The organism is Paenibacillus sp. PvP094 (assembly GCF_040546835.1).
Lineage (GTDB): Bacteria > Bacillota > Bacilli > Paenibacillales > Paenibacillaceae > Paenibacillus > Paenibacillus illinoisensis.
This window is the reverse complement of sequence record NZ_JBEPOM010000001.1, coordinates 5,727,585-5,747,892: the sequence shown is the minus strand read 5'-3', so window position 1 is coordinate 5,747,892 and position 20,308 is coordinate 5,727,585. Positions and strand designations below refer to the sequence as shown.

Genomic DNA, 20,308 nt, shown 5'->3' with positions numbered 1-20,308 from the left:
TTGTTGAAGTGTTGCAAATGCTCAGATCATAAATGGAGGTTTGACCAACATGTCAGTAAGTGACATTTTCATTATATTAATTCCTATATTTTTTGTAATTTTACTCGGTTTTTTTGGAGGTTATTTCAAAGTATTTAACTCCGCATCCTCCAAAGGTCTGAATACACTGGTGACCAAGTTTGCGCTGCCGGCGCATTTGTTCATTGGTATCACTACGACGAAAAAAGAGACCCTGATTGACAAGTGGCCATTCTTCATGACCATTTTCCTGGGGATTATCGGCTTCTATGTTGTGCTGCTGTTGGTGATGCGTTTCATTTTCAAAGTCAATCTTAGCCAGTCATCGATCTTTTCATTGAATGCTACTCAACCGTCGTTTGCATTTATGGGAATTCCGGTTCTGGGTAACCTGTTCGGTGCCGCTGAAGTCACCATTCCAATTGCAATCACGGGCATCGTAGTTAATGCGCTGCTTGATCCAATCGCGACCATTGTCAGTTCTGTGGGGAAGAAAACGGAAGAGGGCAAGCAGAGTGGTCATGGCGAAAGCTTGTTTAAACTTACGATCCATTCCATCATCCATGGTCTGAAAGAACCGCTTGCCTGCATTCCGCTTCTGGGTGTGATCCTGACACTTGTTGGCTTCCAGTCACCTCAGCTGCTGCAAAGCTCTTTTGACCAGATCGGTAGCATAACATCCGGAGCAGCCCTGTTTGCAATCGGGGTAACGGTGGGCATTAACCGGATCAAATTCAGCCTGAATGCCATCAGCATTTCGCTGTTGAAGGTGATTGCCCTGCCATTGTTTACGTACATGTTTGCATTATTGATGGGACTTTCATCCACCGACATGACTATGGTCATCCTGCTGGTATCCTTCCCAGGTTCAGCCGTAGCTGCGATGATTGCATCCAGGTTCGATACACTTGAGGTGGAGACAGCGTCATCCTTTGTCATGAGCTCCGTGCTGTCATTGATCTCACTGCCAATCCTCATTTCCATATTGGTTTAATTCAGAAGAAGCCGCGATATTGGTATTATCCCCTTTTAGTAGACATGAGAAAAAAGACATCTGGTAAGATGAACTTAATCATGTCAAACGAAGGGGATTTTTTCATGGCTAAAAAGGGCAAACTTTCCGGCGGTACTCCTTGGAATTGAAATTGGAGGCAGTTCGGCTGGTCAAAGGCACGCCATCGTCTGGTTTGGCTCTTGAAGTTAGCTGCAGTTTCCCGCTCGGGTTATTACAAGTGGAGAAAAAGCATACCCGAATCGGCTTGAGTGGCCAGTTTCGGGCGGATAGAGGTTGAACAGCAAGCGAGTGAATACCTATTGTTTTACAACCAAAACCGATTCAAGAAAAAGTTAAACGACCGTTCCCCGGTTGAATACCGGGAAGCGGCCGTAGCTTAAATCTTGTCTTTTTTTTGTACTGTCTACTTGACAGGGTTATGACCAATCTGCGGCTTTTTCAATGTCTATTCACTGTAGTTAATGATGTGTCTAGCTTACTGCGTTACTGCTCACCATGTATTGATCCATCTTCGCTTTTAATTGCTCAGATGCCGGCATCAGCGGCAGGCGCAGTTGATCGGAAGTAATGATTCCTTGATTGACAAGCAGCCATTTGATCATGGCAGGAGCGGGCTCTGCAAAGAGATGGTCAATAAAAGGAGCCACACGAGTAAACAGCTCACGCGAGCCCTCTTTGTCCCCATTTTTAAAGCGATCGTACACTTCAATGAATTGCTCCGTGTTAATATTGGCAGATGCAAGCATGCCGCCAGCAGCACCTTCACTTAACATATCGTAAAAGAATGCATCATCCCCGCACAGGATTGGTTTGGATCCGCTTCGTACCAGTTCCGACATTAGTTCCACACCATTGGTACTGTCCTTAAGGCCAATAACCCCGTCTAAGTTCATTATTCTTTTCATCGTATCCACCGAGACACGGACACCCGTGCGTGCAGGGATTTCATATACAATAATGGGTACTCCCACTTCGGCAGTCACACGAAAATGCTCATAAATGCCTTCCTCTGTTGGTCTGTTGTAGTAGGGAGTTACAACAAGAACGGCGTCCGCACCGAGTTCACCAGCCATTTGTGTTCGCTTGACCGTTGATGCTGTATCGTTGGTTCCGGTCCCAACGACGATGGGTATTGTTTTATTTATGCTTTGACAGGTTTGCTTCGTGACTTGAACAAGCTGTTCCACTTCATCCCATGAAACCGTAGGTGACTCTCCAGTAGTGCCGTTAATAACTAAACCGTGAATTCCGCTATTCGCCATATGTGTGATGTAGTTCCGAAAGGAAGGGATATCGAGCTGATTATCCTTCGTAAAAGGGGTGATTACCGGTACATAAATACCTTGAATCTGTTGTTCGGTTAGCATAATATGGCCTCCATTTATGTTGAAATGACATTAAATTCACTTTACCATGGGAATTGGCATCATAGTTAACTATAATAGATGATGGGTGTTATCGATTATTTTGATAAGGAAGGTATCAGGAACATGGATTTGAATTATTTTCAAACCTTTCGTGAAGTGGCCGTGCGGCAAAGTTTCACCAAGGCGGCAGAAGAGCTTGGCTACGCACAGTCGAGTGTAACGACACAGATTCAAAAGCTGGAAAAAATCTATCAGGTCAAATTATTCGAACGTTACAATAACAATAAAATCCGACTTACTTCAGCAGGGGAAGAATTGTTCAAGCTCTCCGGACAACTCCTGGAGATATATGAGCATTCGCAGGAAAAGCTGACCAAACAGGGCGGAGGTTCGCTTACCATCGCAACGATGGATTCGCTGGCTTCCTATTTTCTTCCCGCCCCGATTCAGACGACGCGCAAGCAGTATCCTGAACTGGGTATTCGGCTGCAGACCGATCGGGAAGACATGATTTTGCAGAAAGTAAAAGAGGGAGAAGCCGATGTGGGACTTATTCTCGCGAATGCATCATCTGAATCAGGCTTGCAGTGGATCACCATCCGGGAAGAGCCGCTCGTGCTCATCGTTAACACAGATCATCCCCTTGCGAAGAAGCAGAAAATCGAACTGAGCGATCTGGCTGACGAAGAATGGATTATGCCCGAGGATACCTGCAACTACAGACAGCTGCTGGAGAGAGTATTGAGGGCTAACGGTATTCCTTATAAAGTAGGTCTGGAGCTCGGAAGCCCTGAGGCGATTAAACGAAGCATTATGGCAGGATCGGGTATCTCGCTTTTGCCTCAAATGATCGCCCTCGATGAGATCCGGCGGGAGGAACTCACCGTATTGCCACTGGAGCATGGCGAATTCAGACTCGAAATCCAGTTAGTCATTCACACCCGAAAATGGGTATCTCATGCATTGCGCCAATTTGTCACGAACCTCGGAGCCAAGGAGACTGAATGGTAAACCATTCGGTCTTTTTGGCGATGGAATATTTCGAAAACGTTTAGCAAAACCGGAAGTGATGAAATGTTCTATTCCATTTTATCTTGAAGCTTAAATATCAAATTTTTGTTCTATTAAAAGCATGATTTTGTATATGACGTACAGCGGAAAACTCATGTTACCATGGTGATGGCGCTAACAAGCACCCAGTAAACTGTAAGCGCTTTAATTATTCCCGGCCGGGGATCCTTTCTCTACGAATTCATGTTACACCAATCATGAAGGAGGCGAATGATCTTGGGAAAAAGCAGGTTCTGGAAGATAGGCGCCGCTGCCGCATTGCTCATATCCGTACTGCCAACGAGCACCGGTATGGCAGCAGCAGCACTCACGGAAGTACCTTATGCCATGGATTCTAGCAATCAGGCGGGATGGTGGACGCCGCTTGAGACCTATGGCACGGGAAATGAGTATGCCTACTTGGCTTACAACGGACCGGGAGGCTCAGAGAACACACATACGGTAAATATCGCAAGACGGGATGGATCGGGAGCGTGGTCCAACATTCCGGTGATGAATGGCAGTACCGTTGCCCAGTACAGCGATGACATTGGGCACAACCAACCTTCCATAGCCCGCGACGGCAGCGGTCGATTTCATGTCTTTGCCTCCATGCACAACGATAGCTGGCGTTACTTCAGGTCGGATACCGTAGGAGGCGCCCCGCAAAATCATTCTTCCGATATGCCTGCCTTCTCTACGTTTAAGGGGACATATCCCGTGTTGACAACGGCACCAAATGGTGATGTCTATCTTCTGATCCGATCAAGCGATGATACGACAGGATATCGTCCTGGAATTTTGTATCGCTGGAACAATGCCCAGTCCAGCTGGAGCCAAGTGGCAATCGTCGGTGCGAACGCGGGTCGTTCATTCTATCCCAATGATCTGGTTTTCGATGCGCAAGGTGACTTACACATCCTGTTTGAATGGTCTACTTTTGTTTCGAGCGCACTCCGTCATGATTTGTCTTACGTAAAATACAGACCTTCAACAGGTACTTTCTATAAAGCAGATGGCAGTGTCATAGCTTCACCCGTATCGCTAAGTAATGTGGATATTGTCCAGCCGTTTGCTCCAACCGAGGCCTACGTCAAGGATGGAGGCGATCCAGGGGGACCGGGAATCCAAAGCGCCAAACTGGCTGTAGATTCAGCAGGCAATCCGAAGATTGTCTACCGGTACCGTGAGGAAGGAAGCACGAACTTCTCCGTGAAATATGCTTCTTATGATGCAGGTGGATGGACGCAGCAGACCGTATATAATGCCACGGCAACAAGAGCGGGAATTGATATTACGTGGACGGGGTCAGAAGTCCGGGTCTATTATGCGAAATATAGTGGCACCGACCGTGCATATATGGCGGTTCCGGACGGCAATGGCGGATGGACCCAAACGTCGATTGCTCCAGGCAAGCCAATTGAGAGGCTCAGTGTTGAGCGCAATGCCAATGGTGTCGACATTCTGTACCTGGTGGATATCACCAATCGCAAGCTGTATTACGGCAGAAACTAATCTGCTTATCGAATTCTGAAAAATACCCCTGGAGAGTCAGCCGCATCCACAGTGCGGAAACTCTTCGGGGGTGTTTTTTTGGATCATATTCAAATATTAATAGAGTTCAGAATTTGAGATTTCATAATTACAAGAAATGATATAAATTTCTAGTAGACCCAAACAATTACCAAATTCAGACAGCAAATTCGGAACAAGGAGGCTGGTATCCAGACATATTTTCCAGAGTTAACAGCTTGATCGCATTCCATCACATCCAATAGGAGGGATCCCATGCTTTATACGATTATTGTGCCAGTTAACCAGGACTATAACATTCTGAACCTGTTCACCGATTCACTGCTTCGGACGGTAAGCCCGTCCACACAGATTATCTTCATCAATGATGGCTCCGGCTCGGCAGTCTTTCAACATCTGGAGAAACTGAAGCAGGAAGTTCGTGAAGGGGTAACGATTGAAATTCTGCAGCATGATTTTCCACTAGGTTGCGCGGTATCCATTAACAGTGCACTGCGGCGAGCTGAGGGAGATTATATTTTCTTCCTGGATTCCGATACGATTTTACAGCCGGATTGGCAGTCCATGATGAGAGCGACGCTGGATAGCGATATTACCATCGGCATGATTGGCGGTGTGCTGCTGTATCCGCAAACCGGGGGCGTGCAGCACTGCGGTATTGCTTTTGCGGACACCATCGGCAGACACCTTTTCTTGAATGCATCCCCTGAGGATATTCCGAAAGAGACGTTCTCGGTGCAGCTGGTTGTATTCGCCATGTTCGGTATGAAGCGGGAAGTCTACGAGACGATCGGTACCCTGGATGAGAAATTCTTCAATGGATACGAGGATTTTGATTACCAGATGCGAGCACGTGCAGCCGGATACGATACGGTCATTAACCCGAACATTCGCGCTTATCACTGGGAGCGCAGCAGCGGCATTCATCGGAATTTCAACCGGAAAAACAATCTGGCCCGTTTCTGGAAAAAATGGGGCGGTGAGATTGAGGCCGATGTTTGGCCGTTTGTGTTCAGCCACTTGAAAGAACAGTTGAATAATCAACCCGAGCACCAACATCTGCCGATTGTCGGTATTGATCTTGCTGAAGTGCGCAGTGATGCCGATACGTTCTGGACCAAGCTTGAGGAAGCTGAGATTGCACCTATTACAGAGGTACGTGATTATTCCAACCGCTTCAATTCGAACGGGGCCATCTGGCTGCCGCAGGTACTGGGAAAGGAACTCATTCACAGTGAAAACCGGTTGCTGTTTTTGGTAGACAATTTCGCCCGTTTGCTGGAAAACCGGTACTGGATCGAGATGAGACATGCGCACCGGGCCAAGGATCTGATTATCGATTTGTATGGCAATGTCATTACGATGGATCGCATCTATGATGGCTGCTGGCCTGGAACCAAGGTTCGTTAACCATTAAACCAAGTGTACAGGGAGGTACTATAGGTGAAATCAAAAGAGAGCACGCTGGACCGTGCCGTAAGGTTTACCCGAAATCTGGAGTGGCTTGCGCACGTCGAAAAGGTTATTCCGAGCGGATGCAGTACACTTGCCAAAGCGCCTGAACGGTTGTTTCCAGGCTACACGCCCGTGTGTTGTGCGGAAGCACGGAATTCCCGCTTTATCGATATTGATGGGAATGAATGGCTGGATTGCGAGATGGCCATGGGTACCGCTCCTTGGGGACATGCACGGCATGAAGTTCAATTAACCGTCATTCATCAGTTGAAAAAAGGGACAAGCTATTCCATTCCGGCTGACATTGAACTGGAGTGTGCTGACTTGATCCTCCAGCGATTTGGTGGGCGATATCCTTCACTGCGGTTCACGAAGAGCGGTGCGGATGCTGTCAGTGGAGCCGTACGTCTGGCTAGGGCAGGAAGCGGCAAAAGCAAAGTGATTGCAACAGCCTATCACGGGTGGCATGACTGGTCAGCCTATGGTTATTATGGTCGGGAAACAAAAGAGCGCGGTATACCAGTAGATATTGAACGTACAACGATCTGGGTGGACAAGCCTTCACCAGAGCGAATTGAAGCTCAGATTACAGCGTCTCCCGAAGACATCGCATGCATTGTGCTCTGTCCCAATGAATGGAAGCGTGAACAGCTGGAGCAAGTCGTTTCCCTTTGCCGATCATTGGATATCATTGTGATTTTTGATGAGGTCACTTCCGGTATTCGGATGGGAAAGCAGGCTACGGCAGGGGAGTACGACATCTGGCCGGATTTGCTCTGTATCTCCAAAGGAATGGCGAACGGACTGCCCCTCGCTGCCGTGATGGGACCCCAGCATTTGATGTCCTTGGCAGGACAAGTCAGATTCAGCAATGCGCATTCAAGTGAGACCACTGCACTTGCAGCAGCCATCGCATGTGAACGATTGATGCAAGCTGCAAAGGTATGGCCAAGCTGGAGGGATGCCACAATCCGAATCATGGATCTGATCGAGGCAGAACTTGTGCTTCTTGGGCTGACGGACCAATTGGCATTGAAGGGTACCTATGCAAGCTTCTACATTCACTCAATTACCGAGGATAACTTCCAATCGGATCCCTTCCGTGAGTTTATCGTAAAGAAAATGGCACACTTCGGCATTTTCACCAAAGGATACTTTATTTTCTCGGATGCCCATACTCGGGAAGAATTGCTATGGGTGGAAGAAGCACTCTTGCAGACCCTTTCGGACTGGAAAGAGCTGCGTAAACAGGAGCATCTTGCTCGATAACGTGTTCGAAAACGTTTATAACTTCATCCCTACAGGGAATCGACTAGGAGGAATAATCCATGAAAGCACTCGTATATCAGGATCATAAACAGGTAGCGTTACTTGATGTTGAACAACCAAGCATCCAGAAACCGAACCAGGTAAAAGTCAAAATTTATGGCTCAGGCATCTGCGGCACGGATCTGAACATTGTCAAAGGCAAAGTCCCGGCTAACAAGGGGACGATTATCGGCCATGAAGGCGTGGGTACGGTTGTGGAGGTGGGCCCTGAAGTCCGTGGATTTAAGGTGGGGGATCGCGTTCTGATTGATCCCACTCAATCCTGTGGAACCTGCTCCTACTGCCGCGAAGGATTGTTCATCTATTGCGAAAACTTCGATGACTATCAGGTAGGCATGACCACGCACGGTACATTTGCGGAATATTACGTGGGAGATGAGAAATATATCTACCCAATTCCGGATTCCATGAGCTGGGAGACAGCGATGATGATTGAGCCGCTTGGTTGTGTGCTGCAAACGTTTATGAAAGCAGGGGTTAAGCCAAGTGATTCGGTGCTCGTTCTGGGTTCAGGCGCCATTGGTTCCCTGTGTCAGCTGGTAAGCAAACGATTGGCACGGCTCACCGTTGGCACCGAAGTAGATCCGTACCGCAAAGAGTTTGCTTCAGGCATTGCTGATCATGTGTTCTATCCTCAGGAACTGACACTCGATAATGTATATAAAATCAATAACAACAAAAAGTTTGACATCGTAGTCGATGCGGTAGGGAATCAGCTTCATGTTGGATTTGAGATGATTGCCAAAGGGGGAAGAATCATTCCCATGGGCTATGACGACAGCTATAAGGTGACATTCAAATCAACGGATGTTATTAATGATGGAATCAGCATTATTGGCGCCGTAGCCGTACATTCGATGATTAGTACGGCATTGAAATTCGCGCAAAGCATTCCGGAACTGGAGCGCATGGTGACAGCCAAGGAGCTGCTGTCTGATTACGAGGAGGCATTCAACGGTACAGTGGGGTATCATCTGCGTACCGGGGAGCCCCTGCCGATGAATTCCGTCAAAACAGCTCTCATTTTATAGGCGTATAGAAGTCTCGGGATTGCCGCTGCGATGCATAACCATCCGCAGCGGCAAGGTCCGCAGAAAGAGGGGGATGTGGAGTGAAGCTGCTTCAGGATTTGCCGAGAAACCCACGGTATTCCATTTTACTTGAACCGGTATGGGCCATCCCGGGCACGATTGTCCTGTTTTATGCTCCTTTATATATGAAGGAAGCCGGACTTTCGGACATCGAAATCGGTTTGATCAATTCGGTAAATCTATATTTTGCCTTTATATTTCAATTGTTTGCCGGTTCAATTACGAACAAGCTGGGCCGGAAACGGACGACGCTGATCTTTGATCTGGTTGCGTGGAGTATTCCGATGTTCATCTGGGCGTTTTCTCATAATTTCTGGCTGTTTCTAATTGCTTATCTTCTGAATGCCACCTCAAAATTCGTGACGGTATCCTTCAACTGTCTGATCATTGAGGATGTCGAGGAACATAAGCGATCCAGAGTGTTCGGCATTCTTAACATGATTATCACGGCAGCGGGGGTATTAACGCCGATTGCCGATTTTGGTATTGTGCCAACGCTGGCCAGCATCTATTTCGTCGGAGGAATTCTGATGACCGCGATGTTCTTCATTCGCAACCGGTATACCGATGAAACCGAGGTTGGAAAAGAGCTGATGGGCATGCATAGTCAAACGAGGGTGCTGCACAGTCTTGCTTCAAGTTTGCGACTGTTCGGCAGATCGTTTTATAAACGAAGACTTTTTCCGATCATATTGATTACCGTGCTTTCCAATCTGATTCTGCAGCTGAACTTTTTTCAGGTCATCTTCTTCAAGGAACAGCTCAAGTTTGATGATCGTGTGATTTCGTTTATCCCGGTAGTGACGGCATTAACAGTCATGCTGCTGTATCTGGTCATCATTCCGCGTCTGAAAAAACGATCAGAGGAGAAGTATATAGGATTTTCCATCATATTAAGTACAATCGGAGCCGTTCTGTTTCTGTTGATACCTGTTGGAAACATAGCCATGCTGTTCCTGACCCTGATTGTGCTTGCAGCTGGTAATTTTATTTTGCAGACGTACCGGGATTCCCTGCTCATGAACAGATTGGGCACACATGAAAAAGCCGATATGTTCTCTGCCGTGCAGACGGTCATGACACTCACTGCCATTCCATCAGGTTACCTAACAGGATTGCTGTACCATCATCATCCCGTACTTTTGTTCAGCGTCATTCTTGCACTGTACGTTATCCTGATGGTCATTATGTTATTCCTGCCTGATCCACAGAAACATACCCAAGTGATCGAAACTTACAAAAATATGTAGGAGAAGGGGTTTTCTGTATATCGGAAGAATATGTAATACAGAAAACAAACTTGGGAGGTTACGAGATGTCTAACGTATTCACAACAGAAAAGCGAAGCAAAATGAACTGGATGAATGAACCTGAAAACTGGTCTTTCACAGAAGAGGGTGTACTTATTGTGGAGGCTCAGGCAGATACAGACTTTTTCCAAGACCCTGCGGGCATTAACGTCCGTGCATCCGCACCATTTCTGGCGATACCAGTTCCGGATGATTTTGAACTGACCACTCAATTAACCGTGAACATGAAACATCAGTATGACTCTGGATGTCTGATGATCATGGCAGATGAACGCAACTGGTGCAAGCTTTGTTTTGAGTATGATGGAAAAGCGGCTACCATTGTGTCGGTGGTGACCCGGGACGGTTCTTCTGATGACTGCAATTCGGTTGAAGTTCCCGTTCCTGATCCATATCTGCGCATTCGCAAGGTGGAGGGCTGCATTTCATTTTTTTATTCACCTGATGGGGAAGAGTGGAAACTAATTCGCTACTTCGGCATGCCGCTTCAGGGGGAGATTCAGGCTGGCGTGGTTGCACAGTCACCAACGGGAACAGGTTGTACCTGCCGCTTTTTGTCGTTGGAAGTTACAAGCCCTGACTTGACTGCACGCTTCTAAGCCATTTCCCCTGCCGATTAATGGAGGGAGAAGAGGTTAATGATAAAAGCCTTTATATTGGATTTTGACGGACTGATCCTGGACACGGAGACGCCCTGGTATTATGCCTTCCGGGATATTTACCAGGAGCACGGAATTGAACTGGGGCTGGATCTCTGGTCCAAAAATGTGGGAACGGATTTCGAAGAGTTTCATCCTTTTCTGTACTTGGAACACGCACTGCAAAAACCGATTGATCATGATCAGATCAAGCTGTTATCGGAACAGAAATATACATCTTACCTGGGACAGGCAACGATCCTGCCAGGAGTGCATGAATTGCTTCGGATAGCTCGTGAAAAGGGGATTCAGCTTGCTGTTGCTTCAAGCTCCACGCGCGATTGGGTGCATGGTTATCTGCACAAGCTGGGTATATTCGAACAATTTGCCGTCATTCACACGGCTGAGGATGTCAAGCGGGTCAAGCCAGATCCGGAATTATATCTTCTGGCTCTGCACAGTCTGGGAATTGAGGCTTCGGAAGCGGTTGTTTTTGAAGATTCGCCTAATGGGCTAAAAGCAGCCAAGGCTGCGGGGATTCGCTGTGTCATTGTGCCGAACGAGGTAACTCGGGATCTGGAGTTCCAGCTGCATGATCTGCGGTTATCCTCGCTGGCTGAGATCGATGTGGACATTCTCTAACCCAGGTATTGCTTGCGTAACTCAATCGGAGAGATTCCTTCGTATTTCTTGAATACGGAACCAAAGTAACTGGCACTGTTGAAACCGACTGCTTTGGCAATATCATGAGCGGTAATGGCATCATTCTGGATGAGCATTTCCTTGGCTTTCAGCAGACGATATCGTGTCAGGTACTCAAGTGGAGTCATTTGAAATTCTTTCTTGAATATCCGGTTTAAGTGCTGTTCGGTGACGTTCATCTGCTGGGCCAGCATGGAAAGCGAGATATCCTCATGATAATTCTGTTTGATAAAAGTAACGAGTCCGCCAAGCTTTAGGCGTGCATCGGAGCGTTCATAAGCACCATAACGGTCTCCTTCGATCGTCAATCTGACCAGAAGCATGTAGAGCAATGCGGATACGTGCCAGATCTGATCCTTGTGCCGGGACTGCAGCGCCAGTGTTATTTCATGCAGCAGGATATGAAGCATTCCATCCGGCTTGAAGGCGCGCAGCTCCCCGATCTGCAAGGTATGCAGGAAACGGGGCAACAAATAGCCATTAAACGTAAGACAATCAAACAACAATGAATCACTCAGATTGTGATAACGATAGGTAACTTCAGGGAACATAATAAGAGCAGTTCCTTCACGGATCAGGAATTCATGATTCTTGGCTGCGATACGCCCGGTTCCTCCGATGCATTGTACAATGGTGTAATCCCGTGAATGGTCGCTCCAATGCTTGAATTCATCAGCATTCATCTGGATCTGCCCTGTAATCATTAGTGGCATATCGGCATCCAGCGGATTCTCCATGCTAGGTTTCGGCATCGTTGAGTTATTCCTCTTTTCGTTAAAGGATCTTGTGCATTAATGGCGCGGATACAGCGTTAAAAGAAACCTAATTAGGATTATATTACATAATTAACATTATTTTAAACGACATGATTGCAACATTGAAACAGAGATCGAAAACCTTTTAGTTTGGCGTACTGAAATGGGCATCTCTTGCTAATCGGATGCGAAACAGTATACGCTATAATGGAAGCAGTGATAGAGGAAAGGGATGCAAGCATGAAGAAAGTCATCGTAGTAGGATCAGGAATACTGGGGGCTTCGACAGCCTATCAATTAGCAAAAATGGGTGCGGAAGTCATCCTCGTGGATCGTGGTGATATCGGACAAGCTACGGATGCTGCCGCAGGTATCATCTGCCCGTGGTTGTCGCAAAGGCGTAATCAGGATTGGTACCAGCTTGCCAAGGCCGGTGCACGCTTTTACCCCGGACTCATTGAAGAACTGCAAAGCGAGGGAGAATCCGAAACCGGATATGCCCGAGTGGGGGCATTGAGTATTCATTCGGATATCGAAAAGATCGGCAAAATGGAGGAGCGTGCTCATCTTCGAAGAGCAGATGCACCGGAAGTTGGGGATATTACAAGGCTTAACGAAGAAGAAACGCATGCACGGTTTCCGTTGTTGGATCAACAATATCATTCGGTATACATTAGCGGCGCAGCGCGTATAGATGGTCGTGCCCTGCGAGATGCCTTAATTCGATCCGCGCAGCGGAATGGAGCCGTTCTCGTTCATGGGGATGCTGCTCTACTATTTGATTCTGAGCGGGTAACAGGAGTGTTGGTTGATCGTGAGCGTTTCTTGGCGGATGAAGTGATCGTATGTGCCGGTGCATGGGCCAATTCGATCATGAAGCCTTTGGGTATTCACTTTAAGGTTCATTACCAAAAAGCACAAATTATGCATTTGCAGGTATCCGATCAGGAAGAGACAGGAAGTTGGCCTGTAGTTATGCCACCTTCTGATCAATATCTTTTGGCCTTTGGCGAGCACAAAATCGTGATCGGAGCCACACATGAGAATGAAATTGAAGGTTACGATACCAGAATCACGCCGGGCGGTATGCAGGAAATTTTGAATAAAGGACTGGAGCTCGCACCAGGTTTGTCGAACAGCACGTTTCAGGAGGTAAGAGTTGGATTCCGGCCGTTCACGCCAGGTTTTCTTCCGGTAATGGGATCTGTTCCTGGATGGAAGGGACTGATCGCGGCCAACGGACTTGGTGCTTCAGGCTTAACGATGGGTCCCTTTATCGGCAGCCAGTTAGCGAAGCTGGCTCTGAATCAGGAGCTGGATATTGATATTCAGCCATATGATCTTGCCACAGCGATGGATGCACTTTAAAAAGAAAATGTGGAGGTGAACCATGACCTATTCACAGCGATTAACCCAAGCTAGCTCGTCCGATATATCCTATCTGGAGTATCAGATCGGTGCAGCGGAGGATGAATTGAAACAAGCCGAAAGGCAGCAGATCATATACGAGTCTGAACTGAATCAGCTCAGGACGTCTCTTGAGAATGATTCAAGTTCCATTTCACCACGGGACACCGACAGGGAGCTAAAACTGCTGAATAAAATAGCCGAAGTGAAGAGTCGTATGGAAGCAATCCGTACAAGGCTAATTCAATTGCAGGATGATATGGAGAAGTTGGCAGATTGAGAGGTCCTTACCTAATGAATAAACGAAAACAACTGCTATTGGACACGGCCCTTATGCTTTTTGAGAAAAATGGCGTGTCTAATACAACGATCCAGATGATTCTTGATCATTCAGGTGTATCGAAAGGCACATTTTATAAATTTTTCAGTTCCAAGGATGATTGTGTTCTTGCGATCCTTGAGCAGCGAATCCAGGAAGATATGATGATTCGTCAGGAACTCGAGGCACAAAATCATAACTCTGACTTTGACTTGCTGGTAGAACAGATCGTGGTCCCGATGATATCCCCGGACAAACAGCGAGTGGTTGAGTTGTTCTGGACAGGATTTTATTCAGGGGAATTTGATGTTGAAAATCTCACACGAATCCAGTTGAACTGGCTTGCTGGACGACTTGTGCAGTTATTTGGTGAAGAGGTAAGGCCGTACGCCTGCGAAGGGGCCATTTTTTGTTTCGGGATGGTTCACCAGATCTCGAATACGTGGAGAAACTTCCATCTGAACCAGCCTCACTGGAGAGCACTTGTGCCGAAGCTTCTGAACTATACCGAGGTTCTTCTTAGAAACATGGTGGACAAGCAGGAGCATATTATTGATGCAGCAAATCTGGCTGTTATCGATCCTGAATTCAAGCAGACTGTACCGGATAAGCAACATCTGCTTGCTGAGCTGGAGAAGTTCAATCGATCTATTCAGAAATCGCACGTATCCATCCAGGCCAAAGAATTAACCCAAGGACTATGGTCCCTGTTTCGGGAAGATACGCTTAATTTTTCAATGCTGAGGATTACATTAACAGCCTTTCAAGCTGCTTTTGATTCCGGATCTGAACAGGTGCAATCCAGAACGATTGCTCAGTCATGCTGGTGGTTTATTGAAATGAATGGAATGATCAAGACTGCAAAATAGCTGGTAAACAACACATCAAACTACTTAATATACGAATCGTTTAATTTAAACCCTCTTATATAGAGGGTTTTTTAATTTAGTTCAAATGGTTTATATCATAAAATAGACGAATTGTATAAAATTTAACTAGGTGCTGAACTGTCAATTCATGTACCGAAGAAGGAGGAGTGGCCTTTACGATATTCCAAGCAAGAACCTTTGACACGACTAGCATTCAAACAAAAAATATTCCAGGAGGTGGCGTCAGCATGTACAAAGAAGTGATTCGAGTTGAGGATATCACCAAATTTCAATCCAGATCCGAGGAGTTTTTTCCCATCCAATGGTATCAAAAAATGTTGTCCGAAAGCCCAGTGCACTACCATGAGGATACCGATACCTGGAATGTATTCAGGTATGATGATGTTAAACAGGTTCTAAGCAATCATGAATATTTCTCCGCTGAGGGAACCCGAACAACCATAGCTGTTGGGGCGAAAAACAAGGAAGGCACACCCCCGGACAAATTAAACATTTCAAGTATTGACCCGCCAAGACATCAAAAAAGCCGCTCATTGTTATCTGCAGCCTTTACACCCCGCAGTCTCAAAAACTGGGAACCTCGTATACGCAATATTGCGAAGCAGCTGGTGGACGACCTTGAGTTTAATGCAACTATAGATATCGTCGAGAAGCTTGCCGCTCCATTGCCTGCCATGGTCATGGCGGACTTGCTCGGGATTCCGCTGACGGACAGCCACCGGTTTAAAAGCTGGGTGGACATCCTGTTCCAACCTACCACTGAAGAGAACGCACAAGAAAGTGAAATAAAGAAACAGGCTGCTGCTCAGGAGTATTATCAATTTCTGTATCCACTTGTAGTGAAGAAGCGGGAGAATCCCGGAGAAGATATTATTACCGATTTGTTGAATGTCGACGTTGAGGGAGAGAAATTTACGGAAGATGAAGTCGTTCGGACAACGATGCTCCTGCTTGGTGCTGGCATAGAAACGACAAGCCATATGGTTTCAAGCACATTTTATTCTTTTTTGTACGACGAGGGGAATCTATACAGCCAGTTAAGACAGAACCCGGAACTGGTTCCGCTTGCTGTGGAAGAAATGCTACGATACCGATTCCATAATGCGAAAAGACATCGAACCGTCAAGAAGGACAACCAGCTGCTTGGTGTTGATTTGAAAAAAGGGGATGTCGTCATCTCCTGGATGAGCGCGGCGAATATGGACGAGCGTATGTTCGATAACCCGTTTGAAATTGACATTCACCGTCGCAACAATAAAAAACATCTCACTTTTGGCAATGGTCCGCACTTTTGTCTCGGGGCACCGCTGGCAAGAATGGAGCTAACTCTTGTATTAACTGCCTTTGTGGAGAAGGTTGATCGTATCGAAGCTGTGGACACGTTTGAACTTGAACAAAATCTGTCCACTTCTGCTCCAGGACAGTCCTTGACGCATTTACCGCTGAAGATGTTCGAATAAGGCAAGGCTAATGATAATTCAAGTGAAAAGCGACAGACAGGACATGAAGTTCGTCCTGATCTGCCGCTTTTTTTGTTTGCTATCATTCCCAATTTAGTTCGAATTCATGGAAACTTTCTGTCTAACAGGCATTTTGACTTCTTCTTCGGTTGCCTGCTTCGTACGTTTGATGAAGAAGGAAAGTGCGAGCCCTACTACCGCTATGCCGATAATAACGACATAAGCGTCGTTGATTCCCTGAATCATGGATTCCATCGCCAATTGTTCCCGGGACAAGCCGTTCGCAGCACCACTTGCGATCATATCCTGTACATGTGTCGATGTACGACTGGTCATGACACTCACGAGCAATGAAGTACCGACCGCGCCAGCGACTTGTCTGACCGTATTGGAGATGGCTGTACCATGAGGACCGAGTCTTGGTGGCAGCTGGTTCAGACCTGCTGTTTGAATTGGCATCATGAGCAGAGCCATACCAATCCGGCGTCCAGTAGACATCAGAACCAAGTAAGTGTAGCTGGTCGAATCGGTCAGATCGATAAAGCCAATCGTCGTTACGATTGTGATTACCATACCGATGATGGCAAGCCATTTCGCTCCGAAGCGGTCGAATAAACGTCCGGTTACCGGCATCAGGAATCCCATGACGAGAGCACCTGGAAGCAGCAATAATCCGGATTCAAGTGCGGTGTAACCACGTGCATTTTGAAGATACAGAGGCAGCAGCATCATGTCTGCATACATGATCATCGTAATTGCGATATTAATGATCGTGGTCAAGGAGAACATATTATACTTGAACGCACGAAGGTCGAGCAGCGGGGTTGCAGAAACGAGCTGACGCCAAGTGAACAAGGCAAGGGCCACGATTCCTGCCGCAAGACAGATGAGCACTTCCGCACTGGACCATCCCAGGCTTCCTGCGCGGCTGAAACCATACAGCAGTGCACCAAAACCAATGGTCGATAATGTGACACTAAGCGTATCGAATTTGGTGTCAATGCGCTCCGATACATTTTTCAGATAGATAAATGCACATCCGATAACAATGACCGTCAATGGGATCATGCCGTAAAACATCGTTTGCCACGAATAGTTCTCGAGCACGTATCCAGCGAGGGTAGGCCCGATTGCCGGGGCGAAAATGACTGCGAAGCCGACCATCCCCATGGCAGCTCCTCGTTTCTCAGGGGAGAACAATGTGAGAATGACATGCATCAGCAGCGGCATGATAATACCTGCTCCAGCAGCCTGCACCATACGACCTGTAAGCAGTGTACCGAAGTTGGTGGCTAATGCCGATATGATCGTACCGATCAAGAAAATGAACATGGAAGCCTGAAAGAGCTGCCTTGTCGAGAAGCGCTGCATGAAATACGCAGTAATTGGAATAAGTACTCCATTTACCAGCATGTAGCCGGTGGTTAGCCATTGCGCAGTTGTAGCGGAGATATTGAAATCACCCATCAACTCCGGAGTGGCAACACTCATTAGGGTTTGATTCAATGTGGCCAGAAATGCACCCAGAATCATGACAAACAGTATGGGACCTTTTTTGATGTTTTTCTCATCATCTAATCGAGCCTGACGCAAGTCCATTCCATCCTTTCAATCTACACGTGACTAAATTTACAACGTGTTGTATAGTTTACATTGTATTTATTGAATTATATACATATTCCCGCAGATTACAATTTACACATCTGGCTATATTCGTTGCTTATTTTACAGAATCAATAAATTTGTAGCTTATTTAGAAAATAAACGACTCATTATTTAAAATTGTAATTTTCTCAAATTGAAGGAGTGAATAGAATGAAAAACGATAACAAGTCCGCTACCGATCCGCGAATACTCCGGACAAGGCAGCTCATCCGGGATGCCTTCGTAGATCTGCTGCAGGAAGTGGATATCGAAAAATTAACGGTGAACCGGATTGCCGAACGTGCAACCATTAACCGGGTAACCTTCTATCTTCATTATCGTGATATTACGGATATGATGGAGAAGATGGCGGACGAGATGAATGAACATATTGAACGGATCGTAGATCAGTATCACCGGTTTGACAATAATGAGACAGAGGAGGCCTGGCCGGTTCTGGTGAAAGTGCTTGAGCATTTTGCCGATCATCCCAAATTCTATCGGGTGGTGCTCGCATCCAAACGTACGCCTATTTTCACTGAACGGTTGTTGAAATTGTTAACCAGACTCATTACAGAGAAAATAGAAAAGTTGGAAATGGAAAGTGTGTTTGCACAGGCAGGCATCCATAAGGAAATTGCGATTTGGTACAGCTCTTCTGCACTGATCGGAACCATTGTGGCTTGGCTTCGTAATGACATGCCTTATGCCCCACATTTTCTGGCCAAACAATTCTCATTGATTCGCTCGTATTCGTACAAAGGACTCATGTAAAAAAACAACAAAGAATGGATGTGAGACGCATGAACATCATCATATTTGGAGCGACTGGAAGAACGGGCAAGGAGCTGCTGCTGCGTGCACTTGATGAAGGGCATACCGTAACTGCTTTTGTCCGCAATCCTTCCAAACTGGGCATTTCTGATCCGAAATTAAAGGTTGTACAGGGAGAAGTAACCCGGTATACGGATGTCGATCATGTCCTGAAAAAGGAAAAATTTGACGCAGTCTTTTCGGTGCTTGGTGCGAAGAGCATGTTCAAAAGAGATCTCGTTCTTATCGATGCCCTGAAAAACATCATCCAGGCGATGGAAAACAACGAAGCTGGCAAATTGATTCATGTGTCGTTTATTGGTACTCACAAAGAGGCCGGTAAGCTCGGTTTCTTATATAAATATGTCATCCCGAACGTCATGACCAATCTGCTTCGCGATCACCTGGACAAGGACAACCTCGTAACCAGCAGCAAGCTGAATTGGATACTGGTTCAACCTCCCATGCTCACGATGGATCGTTATAATGGAAAGTATATTCACAAAGCGGAGATCCACCCGGACAAGTCTCGGAAACTCAAGCTGTCGCGAGCCAATTTGGCTGATTTTATGCTTAAACATGTGAACGATAGCACGTATGATCGTAAAGCCGTCTTGGTTACAGAGTAGGTCATCCCGGACACCATTACAAGACCGCCCATGGGCGGTTTTTTTCAAATGACAAAATGCTAGAAGGCGAGGAGGGAACGTTTTGCTAATGGATTCTATCCAACATAAACGTCTGATTGAGATCATGAAGTCACTTCCCCTGAAACAGAGGTACACAAAAGCGGATCTGTTAATTAATGATCTGAAATTGGGAGCAGCAGGAAACGTTGAGATGTATTATTCTCCGCATAATGACTACATCAATTCCTCCGCCAAAGTCATGCTTGTTGGCATTACACCCGGTTGGCAGCAGATGGAGATTGCTTATCGCACAGCTATCCAAGCCTTGAAGCATCAGGCAACCTACGAAACAGCCTGTCAGGAAGCAAAGTTTGCCGCCAGAATGGCTGGAGTAATGCGAACAAACGTAATCCGAATGCTTCAGGAGATAGGCCTGCATCAATTTTTAAATGTACGTCATGTGAGTACGCTTTTTGATTCGGAGTGCACCATTCTGCATACCACTTCCCTGATTCGATATCCCATCTTTGTGAAGCAACAAAATTATACGGGACATCAACCTGCCATTACCCACAATCCTTTTCTATATGATGCTGTACTTGGGTCTTTTCTGCCTGAGTGGAGTCAACTGGACGAACCCTTAGTTATTCCGCTTGGGAAGTCAGTTGAAGCTGTGCTTCGTCAATTGCTTGAGGAGAAACGAATACGTGAGAAAAGGATATTATGGGGCTTCCCCCATCCGTCCGGTGCTAACGGTTATCGGCTCAAACAGTTTCAACAGAACAAGGCAGACATGCAATATAGATTGAGCAACCTCCATACAACTTCTCCTGCCTATGAAAAGCAATGAGAGTCTCCAGCAGCAGTCTAGATAAACATCACA

Annotated in this window: 21 protein-coding genes; 18 read left to right on the top strand and 3 right to left on the bottom strand. The window is 46.5% G+C overall.

Features of this window, described 5'->3' with window-relative positions; genetic code table 11:
- Positions 1-49 precede the first annotated feature (49 nt).
- From ABIC22_RS26035 to ABIC22_RS26025, 3 genes are all read left to right on the top strand, one after another.
- Positions 50-1,012, top strand: coding sequence for an AEC family transporter (locus ABIC22_RS26035; RefSeq protein WP_154893325.1), 963 nt, complete (start codon positions 50-52; stop codon positions 1,010-1,012).
- Positions 1,013-1,151: 139 nt separating this feature from the next.
- A complete protein-coding gene (locus tag ABIC22_RS26030) occupies positions 1,152-1,310 on the top strand; it encodes a hypothetical protein (RefSeq protein ID WP_354486148.1) in 159 nt (52 codons plus the stop codon).
- Complete coding sequence (locus tag ABIC22_RS26025) at positions 1,282-1,413, top strand: IS3 family transposase (RefSeq protein WP_354484876.1); 132 nt, start codon at positions 1,282-1,284, stop codon at positions 1,411-1,413. Before ABIC22_RS26030 ends, ABIC22_RS26025 begins: the two co-directional genes overlap by 29 nt.
- A 90-nt stretch (positions 1,414-1,503) precedes the next feature.
- Here the strand turns inward: ABIC22_RS26025 and dapA are convergent, their stop codons facing one another.
- The gene (gene dapA / locus ABIC22_RS26020; RefSeq protein ID WP_354484874.1) at positions 1,504-2,400 is read right to left on the bottom strand and encodes a 4-hydroxy-tetrahydrodipicolinate synthase; all 897 of its coding nucleotides are present in this window, start codon (positions 2,398-2,400) and stop codon (positions 1,504-1,506) included.
- Positions 2,401-2,523: 123 nt separating this feature from the next.
- Between dapA and ABIC22_RS26015 the strand changes: the two genes are divergently transcribed.
- From ABIC22_RS26015 to ABIC22_RS25980, 8 genes are all read left to right on the top strand, one after another.
- A complete protein-coding gene (locus tag ABIC22_RS26015) occupies positions 2,524-3,411 on the top strand; it encodes a LysR family transcriptional regulator (protein ID WP_336779912.1) in 888 nt (295 codons plus the stop codon).
- 276 nt (positions 3,412-3,687) lie between these two features.
- A complete protein-coding gene (locus ABIC22_RS26010) occupies positions 3,688-4,965 on the top strand; it encodes a BNR-4 repeat-containing protein (RefSeq protein WP_354484871.1) in 1,278 nt (425 codons plus the stop codon).
- 273 nt (positions 4,966-5,238) lie between these two features.
- Positions 5,239-6,393 (top strand): glycosyltransferase family 2 protein, encoded by a 1,155-nt coding sequence (locus tag ABIC22_RS26005; protein WP_354484869.1) that lies wholly within the window; start codon positions 5,239-5,241, stop codon positions 6,391-6,393.
- 33 nt (positions 6,394-6,426) lie between these two features.
- Positions 6,427-7,707: an aminotransferase class III-fold pyridoxal phosphate-dependent enzyme gene (locus ABIC22_RS26000; protein WP_354484867.1), complete on the top strand. Its 1,281-nt coding sequence runs from the start codon at positions 6,427-6,429 to the stop codon at positions 7,705-7,707.
- A gap of 59 nt (positions 7,708-7,766) precedes the next feature.
- Entirely contained in the window at positions 7,767-8,798 is a 1,032-nt protein-coding gene (locus tag ABIC22_RS25995) for a zinc-dependent alcohol dehydrogenase (protein ID WP_127535922.1), read from the top strand.
- An 80-nt stretch (positions 8,799-8,878) separates the two neighbouring features.
- Positions 8,879-10,108: an MFS transporter gene (locus ABIC22_RS25990; protein ID WP_354484865.1), complete on the top strand. Its 1,230-nt coding sequence runs from the start codon at positions 8,879-8,881 to the stop codon at positions 10,106-10,108.
- A 65-nt stretch (positions 10,109-10,173) separates the two neighbouring features.
- Positions 10,174-10,767 (top strand): DUF1349 domain-containing protein, encoded by a 594-nt coding sequence (locus ABIC22_RS25985; protein ID WP_354484863.1) that lies wholly within the window; start codon positions 10,174-10,176, stop codon positions 10,765-10,767.
- 39 nt (positions 10,768-10,806) lie between these two features.
- The gene (locus ABIC22_RS25980) at positions 10,807-11,448 is read left to right on the top strand and encodes an HAD family hydrolase (RefSeq protein WP_354484861.1); all 642 of its coding nucleotides are present in this window, start codon (positions 10,807-10,809) and stop codon (positions 11,446-11,448) included.
- Here the strand turns inward: ABIC22_RS25980 and ABIC22_RS25975 are convergent.
- A complete protein-coding gene (locus tag ABIC22_RS25975; protein WP_127535918.1) occupies positions 11,445-12,260 on the bottom strand; it encodes an AraC family transcriptional regulator in 816 nt (271 codons plus the stop codon). The two genes, ABIC22_RS25980 and ABIC22_RS25975, sit on opposite strands and share 4 nt — an antisense overlap.
- 243 nt (positions 12,261-12,503) lie before the next feature.
- Between ABIC22_RS25975 and ABIC22_RS25970 the strand changes: the two genes are divergently transcribed.
- The 4 genes from ABIC22_RS25970 to ABIC22_RS25955 all read left to right on the top strand — a co-directional run bounded on the left by ABIC22_RS25970 (position 12,504) and on the right by ABIC22_RS25955 (position 16,339).
- A complete protein-coding gene (locus tag ABIC22_RS25970; RefSeq protein ID WP_354484859.1) occupies positions 12,504-13,631 on the top strand; it encodes an NAD(P)/FAD-dependent oxidoreductase in 1,128 nt (375 codons plus the stop codon).
- A gap of 22 nt (positions 13,632-13,653) precedes the next feature.
- Positions 13,654-13,950 carry a hypothetical protein gene (locus tag ABIC22_RS25965; protein WP_354484857.1) on the top strand — a complete coding sequence of 99 codons (297 nt, stop codon included), beginning with the start codon at positions 13,654-13,656 and terminating at the stop codon, positions 13,948-13,950.
- Positions 13,951-13,964: 14 nt separating this feature from the next.
- A complete protein-coding gene (locus tag ABIC22_RS25960; protein WP_354484855.1) occupies positions 13,965-14,858 on the top strand; it encodes a TetR/AcrR family transcriptional regulator in 894 nt (297 codons plus the stop codon).
- Positions 14,859-15,106: 248 nt separating this feature from the next.
- Entirely contained in the window at positions 15,107-16,339 is a 1,233-nt protein-coding gene (locus ABIC22_RS25955; protein WP_127535914.1) for a cytochrome P450, read from the top strand.
- A 93-nt stretch (positions 16,340-16,432) separates the two neighbouring features.
- Here ABIC22_RS25955 and ABIC22_RS25950 read toward each other — a convergent pair whose 3' ends face one another.
- Positions 16,433-17,938, bottom strand: coding sequence for a DHA2 family efflux MFS transporter permease subunit (locus ABIC22_RS25950; RefSeq protein ID WP_127535913.1), 1,506 nt, complete (start codon positions 17,936-17,938; stop codon positions 16,433-16,435).
- 216 nt (positions 17,939-18,154) lie between these two features.
- On the opposite strand from ABIC22_RS25950, the gene ABIC22_RS25945 reads away from it, so the two are divergent.
- From ABIC22_RS25945 to ABIC22_RS25935, 3 genes are all read left to right on the top strand, one after another.
- Positions 18,155-18,757, top strand: coding sequence for a TetR/AcrR family transcriptional regulator (locus ABIC22_RS25945; RefSeq protein ID WP_127535912.1), 603 nt, complete (start codon positions 18,155-18,157; stop codon positions 18,755-18,757).
- 29 nt (positions 18,758-18,786) lie between these two features.
- Positions 18,787-19,425 (top strand): NAD(P)-dependent oxidoreductase, encoded by a 639-nt coding sequence (locus tag ABIC22_RS25940; protein ID WP_354484852.1) that lies wholly within the window; start codon positions 18,787-18,789, stop codon positions 19,423-19,425.
- A gap of 88 nt (positions 19,426-19,513) precedes the next feature.
- A complete protein-coding gene (locus tag ABIC22_RS25935; RefSeq protein WP_354484850.1) occupies positions 19,514-20,275 on the top strand; it encodes a hypothetical protein in 762 nt (253 codons plus the stop codon).
- Positions 20,276-20,308 lie beyond the last annotated feature (33 nt).

Bases quoted from the DNA above. Each gene is read 5' to 3' on its own strand.
- ABIC22_RS26035 (WP_154893325.1), top strand. From the start codon at position 50: ATGTCAGTAAGTGACATTTTCATTATATTAATTCCTATATTTTTTGTA.
- dapA (WP_354484874.1), bottom strand. From the start codon at position 2,400: ATGCTAACCGAACAACAGATTCAAGGTATTTATGTACCGGTAATCACC.
- ABIC22_RS26015 (WP_336779912.1), top strand. From the start codon at position 2,524: ATGGATTTGAATTATTTTCAAACCTTTCGTGAAGTGGCCGTGCGGCAA.
- ABIC22_RS26005 (WP_354484869.1), top strand. From the start codon at position 5,239: ATGCTTTATACGATTATTGTGCCAGTTAACCAGGACTATAACATTCTG.
- ABIC22_RS25995 (WP_127535922.1), top strand. From the start codon at position 7,767: ATGAAAGCACTCGTATATCAGGATCATAAACAGGTAGCGTTACTTGAT.
- ABIC22_RS25985 (WP_354484863.1), top strand. From the start codon at position 10,174: ATGTCTAACGTATTCACAACAGAAAAGCGAAGCAAAATGAACTGGATG.
- ABIC22_RS25980 (WP_354484861.1), top strand. From the start codon at position 10,807: ATGATAAAAGCCTTTATATTGGATTTTGACGGACTGATCCTGGACACG.
- ABIC22_RS25975 (WP_127535918.1), bottom strand. From the start codon at position 12,260: ATGCCGAAACCTAGCATGGAGAATCCGCTGGATGCCGATATGCCACTA.
- ABIC22_RS25970 (WP_354484859.1), top strand. From the start codon at position 12,504: ATGAAGAAAGTCATCGTAGTAGGATCAGGAATACTGGGGGCTTCGACA.
- ABIC22_RS25965 (WP_354484857.1), top strand. From the start codon at position 13,654: ATGACCTATTCACAGCGATTAACCCAAGCTAGCTCGTCCGATATATCC.
- ABIC22_RS25960 (WP_354484855.1), top strand. From the start codon at position 13,965: ATGAATAAACGAAAACAACTGCTATTGGACACGGCCCTTATGCTTTTT.
- ABIC22_RS25955 (WP_127535914.1), top strand. From the start codon at position 15,107: ATGTACAAAGAAGTGATTCGAGTTGAGGATATCACCAAATTTCAATCC.
- ABIC22_RS25950 (WP_127535913.1), bottom strand. From the start codon at position 17,938: ATGGACTTGCGTCAGGCTCGATTAGATGATGAGAAAAACATCAAAAAA.
- ABIC22_RS25945 (WP_127535912.1), top strand. From the start codon at position 18,155: ATGAAAAACGATAACAAGTCCGCTACCGATCCGCGAATACTCCGGACA.
- ABIC22_RS25940 (WP_354484852.1), top strand. From the start codon at position 18,787: ATGAACATCATCATATTTGGAGCGACTGGAAGAACGGGCAAGGAGCTG.
- ABIC22_RS25935 (WP_354484850.1), top strand. From the start codon at position 19,514: ATGGATTCTATCCAACATAAACGTCTGATTGAGATCATGAAGTCACTT.